21 protein-coding genes are annotated in these 16822 nt (G+C 40.1%); 3 read left to right on the forward strand and 18 right to left on the reverse strand.

Going from position 1 to position 16822, the window contains the following annotated elements:
• The first annotated feature begins 34 nt into the window (after positions 1–34).
• Positions 35–484, forward strand: a complete 450-nt coding sequence (gene bcp / locus IF202_RS13935) for a thioredoxin-dependent thiol peroxidase (protein ID WP_191595512.1) — start codon at positions 35–37, stop codon at positions 482–484.
• A gap of 101 nt (positions 485–585) precedes the next feature.
• Here bcp and queF read toward each other — a convergent pair whose 3' ends face one another.
• The 3 genes from queF to IF202_RS13950 are packed head-to-tail and all read right to left on the reverse strand — an operon-like array spanning position 586 to position 3106.
• Complete coding sequence (gene queF, locus IF202_RS13940) at positions 586–1401, reverse strand: NADPH-dependent 7-cyano-7-deazaguanine reductase QueF (protein ID WP_191595513.1); 816 nt, start codon at positions 1399–1401, stop codon at positions 586–588.
• A gap of 12 nt (positions 1402–1413) precedes the next feature.
• Entirely contained in the window at positions 1414–2187 is a 774-nt protein-coding gene (locus IF202_RS13945; RefSeq protein ID WP_191595514.1) for an ABC transporter permease, read from the reverse strand.
• 4 nt (positions 2188–2191) lie between these two features.
• Complete coding sequence (locus tag IF202_RS13950) at positions 2192–3106, reverse strand: ABC transporter ATP-binding protein (protein WP_191595515.1); 915 nt, start codon at positions 3104–3106, stop codon at positions 2192–2194.
• 62 nt (positions 3107–3168) lie between these two features.
• Here IF202_RS13950 and IF202_RS13955 point away from each other — a divergent pair, with 62 nt between their 5' ends.
• Positions 3169–3576 (forward strand): PA2817 family protein, encoded by a 408-nt coding sequence (locus IF202_RS13955; protein ID WP_191595516.1) that lies wholly within the window; start codon positions 3169–3171, stop codon positions 3574–3576.
• Between the two features lie 44 nt (positions 3577–3620).
• Here IF202_RS13955 and fabF read toward each other — a convergent pair whose 3' ends face one another.
• From fabF to IF202_RS13990, 7 genes are all read right to left on the reverse strand, one after another.
• Complete coding sequence (gene fabF / locus IF202_RS13960) at positions 3621–4862, reverse strand: beta-ketoacyl-ACP synthase II (protein WP_191595517.1); 1242 nt, start codon at positions 4860–4862, stop codon at positions 3621–3623.
• Positions 4863–4969: 107 nt separating this feature from the next.
• Complete coding sequence (gene acpP / locus IF202_RS13965) at positions 4970–5203, reverse strand: acyl carrier protein (RefSeq protein ID WP_191595518.1); 234 nt, start codon at positions 5201–5203, stop codon at positions 4970–4972.
• A 131-nt stretch (positions 5204–5334) separates the two neighbouring features.
• A complete protein-coding gene (gene fabG / locus IF202_RS13970) occupies positions 5335–6069 on the reverse strand; it encodes a 3-oxoacyl-ACP reductase FabG (RefSeq protein ID WP_191595519.1) in 735 nt (244 codons plus the stop codon).
• Positions 6070–6114: 45 nt separating this feature from the next.
• Positions 6115–7038 carry an ACP S-malonyltransferase gene (fabD, locus tag IF202_RS13975; RefSeq protein WP_191595520.1) on the reverse strand — a complete coding sequence of 308 codons (924 nt, stop codon included), beginning with the start codon at positions 7036–7038 and terminating at the stop codon, positions 6115–6117.
• Positions 7039–7050: 12 nt separating this feature from the next.
• Positions 7051–7995 carry a fatty acid synthesis protein gene (locus IF202_RS13980; RefSeq protein WP_191595521.1) on the reverse strand — a complete coding sequence of 315 codons (945 nt, stop codon included), beginning with the start codon at positions 7993–7995 and terminating at the stop codon, positions 7051–7053.
• Between the two features lie 11 nt (positions 7996–8006).
• On the reverse strand, positions 8007–8186 hold the full coding sequence (rpmF, locus tag IF202_RS13985) for a 50S ribosomal protein L32 (RefSeq protein ID WP_024025546.1): 180 nt from the start codon (positions 8184–8186) through the stop codon (positions 8007–8009).
• A gap of 17 nt (positions 8187–8203) precedes the next feature.
• Positions 8204–8746, reverse strand: a complete 543-nt coding sequence (locus IF202_RS13990) for a YceD family protein (RefSeq protein WP_235963526.1) — start codon at positions 8744–8746, stop codon at positions 8204–8206.
• A gap of 116 nt (positions 8747–8862) precedes the next feature.
• On the opposite strand from IF202_RS13990, the gene IF202_RS13995 reads away from it, so the two are divergent.
• Positions 8863–9465: a Maf family protein gene (locus IF202_RS13995; RefSeq protein WP_191595522.1), complete on the forward strand. Its 603-nt coding sequence runs from the start codon at positions 8863–8865 to the stop codon at positions 9463–9465.
• Here IF202_RS13995 and IF202_RS14000 read toward each other — a convergent pair whose 3' ends face one another.
• The 8 genes from IF202_RS14000 to IF202_RS14035 are packed head-to-tail and all read right to left on the reverse strand — an operon-like array spanning position 9466 to position 16757.
• On the reverse strand, positions 9466–10395 hold the full coding sequence (locus tag IF202_RS14000; RefSeq protein ID WP_191595523.1) for a patatin-like phospholipase family protein: 930 nt from the start codon (positions 10393–10395) through the stop codon (positions 9466–9468). It abuts the gene before it with no gap.
• A gap of 12 nt (positions 10396–10407) precedes the next feature.
• Complete coding sequence (locus tag IF202_RS14005) at positions 10408–11202, reverse strand: DUF4892 domain-containing protein (RefSeq protein WP_191595524.1); 795 nt, start codon at positions 11200–11202, stop codon at positions 10408–10410.
• A 40-nt stretch (positions 11203–11242) separates the two neighbouring features.
• Positions 11243–12106: an alpha/beta fold hydrolase gene (locus IF202_RS14010; RefSeq protein WP_191595525.1), complete on the reverse strand. Its 864-nt coding sequence runs from the start codon at positions 12104–12106 to the stop codon at positions 11243–11245.
• A 28-nt stretch (positions 12107–12134) separates the two neighbouring features.
• On the reverse strand, positions 12135–12623 hold the full coding sequence (gene sixA, locus IF202_RS14015) for a phosphohistidine phosphatase SixA (protein ID WP_191595526.1): 489 nt from the start codon (positions 12621–12623) through the stop codon (positions 12135–12137).
• A complete protein-coding gene (locus tag IF202_RS14020; protein ID WP_191595527.1) occupies positions 12610–12912 on the reverse strand; it encodes a DUF4389 domain-containing protein in 303 nt (100 codons plus the stop codon). The genes sixA and IF202_RS14020 overlap by 14 nt, the downstream gene beginning before the upstream one ends.
• A complete protein-coding gene (locus tag IF202_RS14025) occupies positions 12905–13933 on the reverse strand; it encodes an NAD(P)H-dependent glycerol-3-phosphate dehydrogenase (protein WP_191595528.1) in 1029 nt (342 codons plus the stop codon). Before IF202_RS14025 ends, IF202_RS14020 begins: the two co-directional genes overlap by 8 nt.
• A 35-nt stretch (positions 13934–13968) precedes the next feature.
• On the reverse strand, positions 13969–15390 hold the full coding sequence (locus IF202_RS14030) for a protein adenylyltransferase SelO (RefSeq protein WP_191595529.1): 1422 nt from the start codon (positions 15388–15390) through the stop codon (positions 13969–13971).
• Positions 15391–15416: 26 nt separating this feature from the next.
• Positions 15417–16757: a DEAD/DEAH box helicase gene (locus tag IF202_RS14035; protein ID WP_191595530.1), complete on the reverse strand. Its 1341-nt coding sequence runs from the start codon at positions 16755–16757 to the stop codon at positions 15417–15419.
• Positions 16758–16822 lie beyond the last annotated feature (65 nt).

Consider the following 16822-nt stretch of genomic DNA (forward strand, 5'->3'; position numbering starts at 1 on the left):
CCATTAAAAATCACATTGAATAGAGAATAAAGTTATGACAATTGAAATTGGACAAAAAGCACCAGAATTTAACGCGAAAGATCAAAACGGCGATATAATTACTCTTAGTCAATTCAAAGGTAAAAAGGTAGTTTTATACTTTTACCCAAGAGATTCTACGCCTGGCTGCACAGCTCAAGCCTGCGACCTTCGAGACAACTACAATACACTGCTCGAAAAAGGCTTTGTGGTGCTTGGCATCAGCACGGACACTGAGAAAAAACATCAAAACTTCATTACCAAATACGACTTACCTTTTCCTCTAATCGCAGATACAGATAAAGTAGTACATGAGCTATACGGAAGATGGCAGCTCAAAAAATTCATGGGTAAAGAGTCTATGGGGACAGTCAGAACAACATTCATCATTGATGAAAACGGTATGATTGAAGACATCATTAGCAAAGTAAAAACCAAAGAGCATGCAGCACAGATTTTAAAATAGTATCTATCTCAAACTCTCCTTATCAACACAGTATAAAAAAGCACGACCAATTTGGTCGTGCTTTTTTATTAAACAAATGCATTTACCCTAACTCTTAGTCGTTACTGCCTAGTTAAACGATCATTTCCCAACACCAAAGGCATAGAAGAGCGATAAGGATTAATATCAAGACCTCCTCGTCGAACATACCTGGCATAAATGGTTAGATGTTCAGGCCGACAGTGACGCATGATATCGATAAAAATACGCTCTACACATTGCTCATGAAAATCAGTATGCTCTCTGAAAGAAATGACATATTTCAGTAAACTTTCATGATCAATCTGTGGTCCTTTATAATCAATAAAAACCGACCCCCAATCAGGCTGATTAGTAACTGGGCAGTTCGATTTCAAAAGATGGCTAACTAAGCGCTCTTCAACAATGTTAGATGTACTTTTGATCACTAATAAATCAGCATTTGGTTGGTAATCTGTAACATTAATATCTAATTCATCGATGCAATAGTCTGGCGTTAGCACAACCAGAGAAGAAATAGAGTCAACATCTCTAATAATAACAGTAACGTCGGCTTTTGCAGCGTTTGATAAATCTTTTTCTAGAATAGCCTGAACATCATAGACTGACTCATAACGCATCTGATTTAGCGAATTCAAATATAGTTTAAACGACTTAGATTCGATAATATTCGGCGAATCACAAGGCAAACGAAATTCCGCCAAAGCAACCATAGGCTTACCTTTCAAATTTAACCAAGATAATTCATAGGCATTCCACACATCCTCCCCATGAAATGGAAGACGCTCAGATTGAATGCCCATATCTATCCATTTATCGACTCTTGCAATGGGGTAAAGCAACCCAGAATCGTACTCAGAAACATATTCTGTCTGCTGACCTAAAGGCAAAAAACCCATATAACATTTTCCTTAGTTTCTAATACCTTTGCCTTTATCCAGCAAATACAAGCTATACCAAAACAACACAGCAATAAAACAACTTACAATCACTAACGCCCAATATATATTGATATCAGACACCCCTAGGACCCCATAGCGAAAAGCATTAACCATGTAAAGTACAGGATTAAGCAATGATACGGATTGCCAAAAGCTTGGTAGCAAATCAATAGAATAAAAAACACCACCAAGATAAGTTAGTGGCGTTAAAATAAAAGTAGGAACAATTGAAACGTCATCAAAACTCTGTGCGTAAATACCATTAACAAAGCCTCCCAACGAAAACATAATCGCAGTTAAAAACACAACTAGAACAGTTATAAATAAGCTCTCCAATGCTAGATGAGTGAAAAACAACGACAATATTGTGACAACTAAACCCACAAGTAAGCCCCGCGTTACACCGCCTAAAACATAACCTACTAAGATCACCCAGTTAGGTGTAGGCGATACTAATAGCTCTTGCACACTATGCTGAAATTTAGCGGAAAAAAATGAGGATGATACGTTTGAATAGGAGTTTGTAATCACGGACATCATGATTAAGCCAGGAACAATATATTCCATATAGCTAAACCCACCCATGGTACCAATTCGATCACCTATTAAGTTACCAAAAATAGCAAAGTATAAAGTCATTGTAATTGCCGGCGGCAATAATGTTTGCGGCCATATGCGAGTAAATCGACGAATTTCTTTTATTAAAATAGTATAAAACGCAATCCAGATTTCAGAGTTTTTCATCTACTTACCCTTTAGTTAATTTAACGAAAAGCTCTTCGAGTCGATTAGATTTATTACGCATACTGATAACATTCACAGATATAGTATCTAGAGCTTTAAAAATAGTATTAAGTGACTGCCCTTTTACTACTTCTACCTCAATAGAACTGGCGTCTTGATTTAGCACTACATTATAATTTGGCAAATTCCAACCCTCTGGAATATTTTTATCCAGGTCTAAAATAAAGGTTTCCTGATTGAGCGTTTTTAACAAGGCTTTGACACTCGTATTTTCGACAATTTCACCATCATTAATAATGGCAATATTACGACACAACTGCTCTGCTTCTTCTAGATAATGAGTCGTCAGAATAATTGTCGTACCTTGCTCATTTAATGCTTTGATGAATTCCCACATAGAGCGACGTAACTCAATATCGACGCCCGCAGTTGGTTCATCAAGAATAAGCACGTCAGGCTCATGCACAAGAGCTCTTGCTATCATCAAACGACGTTTCATACCGCCAGATAACATACGAGATTGATCGTCTTTTTTATCCCACAAATCCAACTGCTTTAGATATTTCTCTGCTCTCTTAATCGCAACAGATCGACTGATTCCATAAAAGCCAGCCTGAGTAACGACAACATTAAATACAGTTTCAAAAACATTAAAATTAAACTCTTGAGGAACGACACCAAGATGTTTTTTTGCCCCAGCAAAATCTTTATCAATGTCGGTACCAAAAATAGAGACATTACCTGAGGTTTTGTTTACTAAAGAGCACAAAATACCAATTGTAGTGGACTTACCCGCACCATTTGGTCCAAGTAAAGCAAAGAAATCTCCTTTCTTTACTTTTAGATCTATACCTTTTAATGCTTCAAAACCACCTTCGTAACGTTTTTTAAGGTCACTAATTTCGATTGCATATGTCATAATTAAATATCTCGCACGGCAATAGCCGACTTATATTGTTATTTATTTGAATAGGGTTTTACGTGGAATCACGCACACAATACATATTTGACGCTTTCGCTGATTTACGCCAACGTATCGCAGAGCACGATCCTTTTAATCAGCCAGATTTAGCTGAAGAAGAATTAGACTTCTTGAAAAAATGGGACAACCTGATAAATGACATTCAGGAAAACACTCATGACTACACATTTAATTCACAAGAAATATTATCACGCTTCATTCGTTGCTATGCAAACCTAGTCCCACTAATTAAAAGGGAACTATTGTGGTTTACAGGCGGAGAATGCCTGCACTTTTTAGGCGACGAAGAAATTGAACTCTACCAACAGCTGGAAGATCGTTTATATCAACTAGACAGTCAGAGTAAAAGTTACAACATCTCAGATGAGATCAATTCGTTACGTGGTTCACCAACCCAAGTACATTAAAAGCATAAATGGGCGAGGCTTATTTAAGCTCGCCCATTTATTTTTCAAGTAATTTTCTTAAAGACCAAAGTCCCATTAGTACCACCAAAACCAAACGAGTTATTCAACACAACATCAATTTTACGTTTTTGCGGTGTACCAGGAACATAGTTTAAATCACAACCTTCGCTCAATTCTTCGAGGTTGATTGTGGGCGGTGCGACCTGATCTCGAATCGCTAAAATTGAGAAAATAGACTCAACCGCTCCAGAAGCACCCAATAAGTGCCCTATCATAGATTTAGTAGAACTCATTGCCACATCAGAAGCATCATCAGCCATCAGTGTTTTTACTGCTTGAGTTTCGGCTAAATCACCGGCCGGTGTAGACGTACCATGAGCATTAATATAATCAATATCTGCAGGTTTAAGATTAGCATCCTTCAACGCAGCGCGCATTGCAGAAGCAGCACCTTCACCTGTTACTGGTGGAGCTGTCATATGATGTGCATCATCACTCATACCAAAACCAGCAAGTTCGGCATATATTTTAGCGCCACGAGCAATGGCATGCTCATACTCTTCTAAAACCAAAATACCAGCACCATCACCCATAACAAAACCATCACGGTCTTTATCCCAAGGACGACTTGCTGTCTTTGGGTCATCATTACGAGTAGATAATGCTCTTGCAGCACCAAAGCCACCAATACCCAAAGGAGTAATAGCCATTTCCGCACCGCCAGCAACCATAACATCAGCATCGCCATAAGCGATCATACGACCAGCCATACCAATATTATGAGTACCAGTAGTACAAGCTGTTACAATTGAGATGTTAGGACCTTTAAAGCCAAAACGAATTGCAACATGACCAGAAATCATATTAATAATCGCGCCTGGAACAAAAAAAGGAGAAATACGCTTCGGGCCTGATTCATTCAAGAGCTCTAGGTTTTTTTCAATCATTGGTAAACCACCAATACCTGAACCTATTGCACACCCTACGCGGCACAAATCCGTTGTGTCAGCATTAAGATTGGCATCTTCTAATGCTTGAACGGAAGCAGCAATGCCATATTGAATGAAAAGATCCATTTTGCGGGCTTCTTTTACGCTCATATACTGAGTCGCATCAAAACCATTAACCTGTGCCGCAAAACGAGTGGAAAACTGGCTAGCATCGAAACAAGTGATATCCGAAACACCACTCTTTCCTTCCAGTATATTATCCCACGTATCTTTCACATTATTGCCAAGGGGTGTCACCATTCCCATTCCTGTGACTACAACCCGACGACGAGACATAAGATTCCTCCAGCAATTCGCCCTTTAATTTTTGACGAGCTATTAATAAGAAAAGCCGCTCATAAAGAATACAAGCGGCTTTTCGGGAAACTCAGTAAACCAAAATCTTACAAGTTAGCGTTGATGTAGTCGTTCGCTGCTTGTACGGTAGTGATTTTTTCAGCTTCTTCATCAGGAATTTCAGTATCAAATTCCTCTTCAAGAGCCATTACTAACTCTACTGTATCTAGGGAATCTGCACCTAGGTCATCAACAAAAGATGCAGAATTGATAACATCTTCTTCTTTAACACCTAGTTGTTCACATACAATTTTTTTAACGCGTTCTTCGATGCTGCTCATTAGAAATTCCTACTCTACTCGTTAATAGCTCAGTGTGAGCATATTATAATATTCGATAACCTAAAAGGCGTGATTCTTACACTAAACCGGAAACGTATTTTCGTTGAATTAAATATAAAATTCAACTCAAATTACGACATATACATACCGCCATTGACATGTAATGTCTCTCCAGTGATGTAAGCAGCGCCTTGCGACGCCAAAAATGCGACTGCTGCCGCAATTTCTTCTGGTTGACCAAGGCGAGCTGAAGGCACTTTTTCGACTAATTTAGCCTTGTGCTCTTCAGGAAGCTCCTTAGTCATGTCCGTTTCAATGAACCCTGGAGCAACACAGTTAACTGTAATGCCACGAGATCCAATCTCTGCTGCCAAAGAACGACTAAAACCTTCTAACCCAGCTTTTGCTGCAGAATAATTCGTTTGTCCGCCATTACCCATAGAGCCAACAACAGAACTAATACTAATAATACGACCAAATTTTGCTTTAGTCATACCACGTAAGCAAGCTTTTGTAACACGAAACACAGAAGTGAGGTTAGTATTAATAACCTGTTCCCACTCATCTTCCTTCATCCGCATCATTAGATTATCACGAGTAATGCCCGCATTATTAATCAAAATAGTTGGCGCACCAAACTCCGCTGTAATTTCTTTAACAACAGAATCAACAGATTCGCTAGATGATACATCTAAAACCCAGCCTTTACCGCTGTCACCCAAATATTTGCTAATACTTTGCGCACCAGACTCACTCGTTGCGGTTCCAATAACGGTAGCACCTTGCTCAATAAGTGCAGTTGCAATTGCTTTACCGATACCACGAGTCGCTCCAGTAACTAAAGCAATTTTTCCTTCAAGGCTCATACATATCTCCAACTATCGATCTACTTCAATAAATATAAAACAACACTATTCAGACAGCGCCGCTTCAAAACCAGCCAAATCACCCAGAGATGATGAAGCAAGTCCCTTAATAATTCGTTTATTTAGGCCACTCAATACTTTACCAGGACCACATTCAAGTGTTTTCACAACACCTAGCTCAGAAAGCAATACAACAGATTGAGTCCACAATACAGGCTCGCTCAATTGAGTAACTAAATTTGCCTTAATGATAGAGGGATCAGATACCGCTTGAGCAGTTACATTCTGAACAAGAACACAAGATGGTGTGTTAAATTCAATGGATTCTAATTTTTCCGCCAATTTTTTTCCAGCAGGAATCATCAGTTCACAATGAGATGGCACACTAACAGGAAGAGGTAATGCGCGTTTCGCACCAGCCTCTTTAGCATTCGCCATTGCGTTCTCAACCGCTGCCACATGACCGGCAATAACAACCTGGCCTGGTGAGTTAAAGTTCACAGCACTTACAATACCGGTTGCCGCTTCACACGCCGCAACAACCTTGTCGTCATCCAAACCGATAATAGCCGCCATCGCACCTTCACCTGCCGGGACGGCTTGCAACATATATTCGCCGCGTAACTTAACCAATGAGACAGCATCAGAGAAAGCCACAACACCAGCACAAACCAATGCAGAATACTCACCTAAACTATGTCCCGCAACATAAGCAGGTTTGTCGCCACCCTGTTGCTCCCAAAGACGCCACAAAGCAACACTTGCAGTCAAAAGAGCGGGTTGGGTTTTATCTGTTTGATTTAATTTCTCTGTATCATTTTGAACCAGATCCCATAAATCATAACCAAGAACATCTGATGCTTCTGCAAAGGTCTTCTCTATTATATCGTGTTTTTCTGCCAAATCGGCCAACATTCCCAACTGCTGAGAACCCTGCCCAGGAAAAACAAAAGCTAATTTAGTGCTCATTCAATCTCCTAACTATAAAATCTCATTACAAAGCCGCGCTTTCATAGCAGAGTACAAGTCTGCTCGCGCAATATCAATTCCATATTCAATAGCACCAATCATTGCCGTCAAATCAGAACAACCATGACCTTTTACCAAATTGCCACGTACCCCGACTAAACAAGCGCCATGCCGGCGTTCAGTTTGGTAAAAAGTCTCAAACAAAGACGATGCGCCATCCACATTTCCAAACCGCTTCATCATAAAAGACAACAAACCTTCTGAAGCTTTTAACACTGCATTTCCAACCATACCATCACAAACAATGACGTTTTTTTCACCCTCAAATAACTCTGTACCCTCAGCATAACCAAGATACATCGGCCAAGATTGGTTTGATAAAACACCATCAACTTCTTTAATAACAGCACTTCCTTTAGTACTTTCAACACCTACATTAAGCAAACCAACCTTTGGAGTCTCATCACTCAAAGCCTCAATATACGCAGCACCCAATTCTGCAAAACCAACCAACATAGATGGCGGGCAATGTACATTAGCTCCTAAATCAACTAGACAACGTAATGGATTAGAGTAAAGCTCCCTAATTAATGCGGGGTATAGTTTAGGTCGCAATAAACCCAATATATGGCGGGCAAGGGCCACCATTGCTCCAGTATTACCTACAGTTACAACAACATCCGAAGAGCATTGTGCCAAGGCATCTAATGAGCGATAAAGGGTGCTATTACGACGCCGAAATAAAGATAAAACTATCTCTTCATCTCCATCAATCACATCAGAGCAAACTACCAGAGATAAACGTTCATTAGGTGTAGGGAGATTTAAACCAGAACACGGGGAATAATAAATAGTGATGACTACATTTTGATGGCGGGAGAGAATATCTACCGCGCCATCAAATGCAATGCGGGGACCTAAGTCCCCGCCCATAGCGTCTAAAGCTACCCTAATCATGGGTACCTTAGTTACTCACCTTTAGGGGTGATAACTTGACGACCACGATAAAAGCCATCAGCAGAAATGTGGTGACGACGGTGAAGTTCACCAGTAGTCTTTTCTACAGATAGAGTTGCGCTAGTCAAAGCATCGTGTGAACGACGCTGGCCGCGACGTGAACGAGTAACTTTACTTTTTTGTACTGCCATTTTTGGAGCTCCTAACTTTACTTGGCCTTTAATTGGGCCAATATACTAAATGGATTCGGTTTTTCGTCATCCGGTGCGTCATCGGTAGACGATGCATACTTTACAGCTGTTGGGTTGCAACCACTTTCTTCGTGATAAGCGACAATTGGTAAGGCAAGTATGATTTCTTGCTCTACCATATCCACTAGAATTACGTCACCGTCGATCATGACAACAGAATCGTAATTATCCGGTATATTTTTCGCGTGGTCTTCATCATAAACAAAGGCCAAGGATAAATCTAACGCCAAATCATGAGAAACAGCTCCCATACAACGCTGACAAACAACTTGTACTTGAGCGGTTAATGATCCAGTAGCAATGTAGCGCCTATCCTCATCAACTCTAAAGTCTAGATGAATAAAAACATTACCTTCATCAGAGGCTAATATAGCACAAAGCTCCTTAAATTTATTAAGGGGCATGTACCCTTCAAGCGCCGACTCATGGCTGGCGTATTTGCGAGGGTCAAAATATTTAGGTAACGTATCATTCAACATGGCGGCAAATACTATTGCCAAGCGCCCTAATTGTCAAAGTCTAAGTGGTGTTAAAGTGATTTTTTTCACTCTTTAGAAGCTTTAGACGTAAAAAAAAGTAAAATATTCTTTAATTCTAACAAAACGATAAAATTAGCATGCAAAAAAATATCATTTTGGGGTCATCCTCACCCTACCGAAAAAGCCTATTAACGCGCCTGAACATAACATTTGAATGCCATAGCCCAAACATTGACGAAAGCCCTTTTTCTCAAGAGTCAGCGATAGATTTAGTAAAACGTTTAACCATAGCTAAAGCATTTGCAGTACACAATGAGCGACAAGATAAGAACATGTTAAGCAATGCTTTAATCATTAGTTCAGATCAAGTAGCCGTTCTAGAAAACTCTATTTTAGGAAAACCACACACACACGATAAAGCAGTAAGCCAACTGATCAATTTTAGTGGTAAAAAAGTGAGCTTTTTAACAGGCCTATGTGTTTTCAATCAAGAAGATCAATCCTACAGCTACACATTAAGCAAATACCACGTCTATTTTAGGGAACTAACACATCAAGAGATCAATAACTATGTCACCATAGAACAACCTCTTGACTGTGCAGGTAGCTTCAAATGTGAAGGCCTGGGTATAAGCCTATTTAAAAAAATGGAGGGAGATGATCCGAATAGCCTTATTGGGCTGCCACTTATATCCCTATGTCAGCTCCTAAGAGAGCAAGGAATTAATCCGCTAGACTAATCAATAACCCTTGGGGAAAGAGTGATAACTTACTGAAGGTGACTCTAAATCATCTATCGCCTTCAGTGTCACTTCATATCCAAAATCGATTAACTCTTTTGCTCGCCAGAACTCATAAAAACCTGAAATATCCTTTGGAATTGATATTAATAAATCGGGTGGGTAACCAGCCAACTTATATTGAGTCAAAGATTCCTGCATAGTCTCAAACATCATGTTAACCGTCTGTAAACGCCCCCAACTCTCCGGTGAATACTGCGCCTTTTCCTCAGAATCATCCTGACCGATTCCTAAAATGCTTTTTGCGCTTAACCACCAAGCCGGCTGACCTTCAGTTTTATCTAACTCTGCTTCATCAACTATCCTTTCAGGTAGCATTATTGTTGGCCCATTAAGATCAACTGCAATAATATAATCAGCTCCCGCAGAAACAGACGGAATGATAGGTAAAGGGTTCAATACCCCGCCATCAACATAGATATGCCCATTAAGCTCGACTGGGGAAACAATTGAAGGTATAGCTGAAGATGCACGCATAGCACTGATCAAATCACCACGCTGAAACCAAAACTCTTTTTGATTCAAAAGATCAACGGCAACCGACGTATAATCAATTGGCAAAGAATCAATATCAGGGGTTCCGATAATCTCCTGAATTTTTTCAAAAAAACGATCACCTTTAATATACCCTCCATTCATAAAGGACACATCTAACAAACGGAAAACATCAACTCGGTCTAATGATTCTGCCCATGCACGATATTCAGATAATTTCCCAGCAGCAAAAACCCCACCAATAACAGCACCAATGGAGCAACCTGAAATACTAACAATCTCATAGCCTCTTTCTTCTACAGCTTGAATAACACCAATATGTGCATTGCCGCGAGCAGCACCACTACCCAATACAAGAGCGACCGTTTTTTTCATACCAGTGAGCACCTAACGACGAACATAAACAAAAGAGATCTGATTTACCCCAAGCGATGCACGCCCAAGATCCGCCAAATTAATAAAACGCACTTTATTTTTTAGCAGATCACCCAAACCAGCTACAGCGGTTAAGATAAGCTTGTCACCATGTTCAATCGCGGTTAACGCGCCTGATTTATTACTTGTAACAAAACCAACAACATCTTGCCCTTCTGGTAAATCTCGTACAAAGCGGCGAATTCTCGGAATATCTTGAATATCCATCTGCGCAACAATTTGAAATTCCGTATCTTGTGCCTCAACAGATTTGGCCTCATCCAATCGAACCATCACATCACCAGCGCCACGGCGATTCAAATATAGAATCTGGTAAATATCTTGTTGGTTTTTAACAACCAGTAAAAATTGATTTTGATCTGCCCCATATAAAAGAGAATTATCAAAAAAGTTATTTGCCCACGCATTACTACTACCACAACTCCGACTGTCGCATTCAAACAGAATACTTTGCCCGCTTTTCAGCATCTGCGAGCGATAATGAGAATACACATCTGATAAAATTGCATTGCGATTAATTTTATAAAGAGAAGAAAAAACATCCCCTTCTAATCGAATCACCGCCTCTGGCTCCCAACCGCTACCGGCACGACGTATTTTACTAAGAGGAACCTCAACTGATACCCCAGCTTGCGATTGACTTTTTACTAGCTGCGCTTCTCGATAGGGCTCAACACTCAAGACATTAGCAAAAGAGGCGCCACTAAACAGAACCAAAAAACACAAAAGCTCACGAGTTTTCATCATATAATTGTCCTTTGACCCAAATAAATAAGGGTCGTTTTTTTTAATTTTGATCTATAAATTGCTGAATTTCGGTCGCGACAGAAAAGCAAGTATCGGGTTCAAGGTGAAAATGATGCCCTCCTTCTAACCATTTCAATTTTATCCATGAAAATTGAGCGGCTCGCTTCTCAACCAACAAAGGATTTTCTTTATAAATCCCATCATTAGCAATTAAAGCGAGCGTTGGGCACTTAATGTCACGAATAAAAGCTTCAATGCTTTCTTCATCCATTCGAAAAGGAGAAGGAAAAGTTAACCTATTATCATGACGCCACAACCAAATGCCATCATCATTCTGCCTGGCTCCTCGCTCAACAAGAAAAGCAGATGCTTGTTTTGAGAGCTTTGTAAAGCCATCCATTCGGGCAAGAATCATCGAGTCTTTAGATTGATAGCTCGTATTTCTATTTTTACGATACTTTGCCATTTTATTCACAGCTCGTTGCATTGTAGTCACTCTGTTTTCCACTGAACCACTTAGTGGCTCCATATTATCCAGAATAATCAAACCCCGAACCTTATCAGGAGCTATAGCTGCGACCAACATCGCCACAGCCCCTCCCATACTATGACCAACTAACCAAACACTTTGCTTAGATTGGTTTAAAATTGAAACAACATCTAAAACGTAATCCCAGAGATGATAAAAACTACCTTCAGATCGATGCTGAGAAAAACCATGCCCAGCAAGATCTAAGGCGACATGAGAGAAATGAGAGAAATGAGGCGACAAATTAGAAAAGCTAGCGGCATTATCTAGCCAACCATGCAAAGACAAAATTTTTAAATCGGATGTGTTCTTTGGCAACCATTGCATTGCCGCGATTTCAGTATGCGCAAGCTTGTAAACTATTTCATTTCCCATCGTATGTATTATCCAGAAATGAATTAAATCATTTTAATTCTAAAGGTGAAATGCACCAACGAAATTGACAACAAGCGCTCGCTAAAAGTTCGCCTTCAAGCGAGACAAGTGTTGCTGTCGACATAGAAACACTTGTAGGTAATACCTCATCAGCCAAATACTCAACCAATTGATAAGCAAAAGGCTGATGAGTTATGAGCAATATAGATTGATAAGGTTGAGCTACTAGCCAAGCAGCCACATCCATTACGTTTCCATAAGGTGTAATCAAGGAGCTTGTAACAACATTTTTCGTTGAATCAAACGCCGCTAAGAAAACTTTTGATGTTTGCTGCGCTCGAATATATGGACTCACAAAAACAGCATCAAAAGATTCACACCTCTCACTGAAAGCACGAGCAGTAGACTCAACTTCAGCTACACCTAATTCAGTGAGCTGTCTCTGCTCATCTAGCGTCGCGCTATACGGCTCAGCATTTCCATGGCGCAATATGTAAATACGCTTAGGCTGCATCATCCGCCTTTTCTTTCACCTCTAGTTCGACTTGTGGCCAAGGCTGAAAAGGAAAAGGTTTTTCATCTTCCTCAAAAGATAAAAACATAAAGACTTGCTGAATAAAAACGGTCACACTTTTAAGCCACCCAACCAATGTAAGGGGGTTTTGTTTTGAGCCCAGTTTTATCAAACTAACCACAACAACCAAAATACCAAATACAGTCACAGCGACATTGAGGACAACCCAATACACCAACATAAAAATCAAACGAAACCAAAAACCTTGATCAGCATAACCCGGCTTAGACATATTTTTCTCCCTTATTTGTCGCAAATTCGACATCCCATTTTTGCTCACCCGTCATCATTGAACCAATCAATGATTCTAGTTTTGCATTTTCAAACAACAACTTAGATAAACCTTCAGCTAGCGGCATGTATAAATCATGCTTGTGCGCTTCATCTACAACCATCTTTAAAGTATTAACGCCTTCGGCAACCTCACCGATTGCCAAAACAGCGCCCCCTAAACTCTGACCAGAACCAATCGCATAACCTACACGATAATTACGACTCAGAGGTGAAGTACAAGTTGCAATTAAGTCCCCCATACCAGCAAGCCCTAAAAATGTCATAGGGTTGGCACCAAAACTCACTGCAAACCGACTCATTTCAGCCAGACTTCGAGTCATAATCATCGACATTGTATTCTCACCAACATCCATTGCTTTTGCCAGGCCACATACGATGGCATAAATATTTTTTAATGCTCCAGCCAACTCAACACCGGTACAATCTTTACTTTCATACAATCGAAATGTTGGAGATTTTAACAACTCAATAACCTGATGCCTAACCTCTTCATCAGAACTTGCAATAACAGAGCCCGTCATGTGACCTGCTGCGATTTCTTTAGCTAAGTTAGGGCCGCTCAATACACCTATTTTTTGCGTAGTAGGGTTTCGACGCATTATATCGCTCATAAGTTCAAACCGATTAGGATTAAAACCTTTTGTTGTACTAATGAGTATTTTATCAGCCGTTAATAATGGCTCAATACGCTGAACGACCTGTTCAAACGATTTGGACGGAATAGATACAAAAATAGTATCACTATCCCGTATGGCCTGCTCCAAGTTACTAGTAGCAAGCAATTCGCAATGCAAAGGAGCATTAGGTAAATAACGACTATTTAAACCCGTTAAGTTAATTTCTTCTACTTGATCTTCATTTCGCATCCACTGACTGACTTGATGTCCATTCTTCGCCATAATGTTTGCCAAGACGGTACCAAAGCTCCCGCCACCTAATACACATACCGAATGCTTCATAGTCATTTTCTCTTTAAAATATCACTCTAGACCCATCAAGACGAACAACTAACCTCTAAAGACCTACCCCATTCAGGCGCCCTCTGCGCCAATAGTTCAGATTCTGGGTGTTCGTCAAAAGGACTGTTTAATACATTTAATAAGCGTCTAAAAGGTAGGTAGTCTCCTTTTTCAGCAGCAATCATGACATCATGTGCCAAATAATTTCTTAATATATATTTAGGATTTACTCGCATCATTAACTTACTAACATCTGCCCAAACAAGGCCATCATTAAGACGAGTCGATTGATAACGTTCAAGCCACTCAGTCAGTCTATCCCGATCTATCACCTCATCCACCAACGAAGTAAACTCATTGAACTTTAACTGACTCAGCAAACGAAAAAAGATGCTGTAGTCCATTCTTTCCGCTTTCAAAATAGTAAACAAAACTGGCAGTAACTCATGCAAGTCTTTCACATTCTTCAAACCTATTTTCTGAAGCATCAAATCATCATAATACGATTGTAGCTCAGGTTCATAGCACTGAAGAATCGCAACCAATTGATCCTTTTCTAAATGCTTGGAAAAACATCGCATCAAACAATTTAAATTCCATAGACCAACTCCTGGTTGACGAGAAAAAGCATAACGAGCTTCATGATCCGAATGATTACAAACCCAGTCTGGTTGATAATCTTCCATAAAACCATAGGGGCCATAATCAATAGTCTCTCCAGTAAAGGAAAAATTATCCGTATTCATCACGCCATGCTGGAATCCAGCAGCTTGCCATTTTGCAATCATTCTAGCAGTACGTTTAACCACTTCAGTAAGCATACTTTCTAACGGTGAATCTGTTTTTTTGCAGTTTGGATAATAATGAGTGAGACAGTACTCTACTAGCTCATCAAGCTCTGAATTTTTCCCTTGATAGAAAAAAAATTCAAAATGACCAAAGCGGATATGACCTTCAGCAACTCGTAATAACATAGCGCCAGGTTCTGGCTGTTCTCGATAAACTGCTTCACAACTATCGTAAAGGCCCAACGAACGAGAGGTAGGAATAGCTAAAGCCGCCATCGCTTCGCTTGCTAGATACTCACGGATACAAGAACGCAATACAGCACGACCATCGCCGCGACGTGAATAAGGCGTAGGGCCAGCCCCTTTCATATGCAAATCATATAAAAGGCCATCTTGGCCACGCACCTCACCTAATAAGACACCACGCCCATCACCAAGCTGTGGAGAAAAACCACCAAACTGATGACCAGCGTAAACCATACTGACGCTCTGAAGCACCGGCTCACTGCCATTTAAGATTTTTTTTATTTGAGTAGATTTAATATCGATAGATAAAAAAGTAGCGAGCGATTGATTGAATTCAACCAATCGCTGCTCAAGAAGTGGTTGGATGCGCGTTTTTGAAGAAAACGCATCACCCAAACTTGCAAAATGATGTTCTAAATTCATCTTACCTCACTAAAAGTAAGCGATGTTTATTGAGAGGTATCAACCATATATTCACAGCGAATAGACTCACCAACCACTTTCTCTATTTCTGGAATCATAAAAGCATCATCTTCACTGGCGAAACTAACCGACTTACCCATTTCGCCACCACGACCTGTACGGCCAATGCGATGCACATAATCTTCAGGATCTTCTGGTAATGCGTAGTTTACAACCAATGCGACATTATCAACATGGATTCCGCGCCCTGCGACATCCGTTGCAACAAGCACTTGAATAGTACCGTCTTTGAAGCCTTTCAACGTTTTAACACGTTTATCTTGAGCAACTTCACCTGATAAAATTGCGCAATTGATATTGGCTTTACGTAAACGCTCATAAAGATCTCGAGTTTCATCACGTCGGTTCGCGAAAATAATAGTACGCTGACCGCCATTTTCTTCAATAAGCTGTTTCAAAACAGGCCATTTCTGATCGGCTTCGACCGTGTAAATAACTTGATCTATATTTTGGTTTGTTGCTTCTTTTGGTACAACCGACACCTCTTTAGGGAAGTAGGTCCACTGCCTAGCCAGAACTTGGACATCTTTCGGAAATGTTGCACTAAATAGCATTGTTTGACGACTCTCTTTGTGAGGCGTCATACGAATAATACTTTTTACATCAGGAATAAATCCCATTGATAACATGCGATCAGCTTCGTCCAACACAAGACATTCCACTTTACCTAATTGAACTCGTCGGCTACGAGCAAAATCGAGTAGACGACCAGGTGTTGCGACTAATATATCTACATTTTCTGTCGCAACAGCGGCCTTTTGCTGTTCGTAGCTTAAGCCACCAACCAAGGCAACCACATTCAACGCACAATTAGACGTTAACTTCACTGCGTCTTCGGCAATCTGAAGTGCTAATTCACGCGTTGGAGCAATAATTAAACCTCGTGCAAAGTTGTTGGCTCTTTTTTCTTCCAAAGGATAATCAAGAAAATCACTGATCATAGCGATCAAGAAAGCTGCCGTTTTACCTGTTCCTGTTTGAGCCTGACCAATAATGTCATAGCCTTGCAATGTCATAGGTAAAGACTCAGCTTGAATTTCACTGCAATACTCAAAGCCCATTTCAGAAATAGATTTCAAAATACGATCAGGAATATTTAGATCATGAAAACGTAATTTACCTTCAACTTCAGCTACTTTAAAATCATCTATTGACCAAACCCCACCGTTACTTTTTGCTGGCGCTACGTCGTTAGACATTTTAATGTTTGTATTTTCTTCACCATTATTTTTTGGTGACTTTGGGCGTCGGGCGTTCTTTGGTTTTTCTGCCACTTCTGATGTTACTTCTTGAGTTTGGTTTTCCATATTGGAATCTATACGCTTCTATAATGTTTTTAGGTTAGTTATCTTTGCAAGGAGTGTACCTAATT

The sequence above is a fragment of the Marinomonas colpomeniae genome, from assembly GCF_014803385.1.
Classification (GTDB): domain Bacteria; phylum Pseudomonadota; class Gammaproteobacteria; order Pseudomonadales; family Marinomonadaceae; genus Marinomonas; species Marinomonas colpomeniae.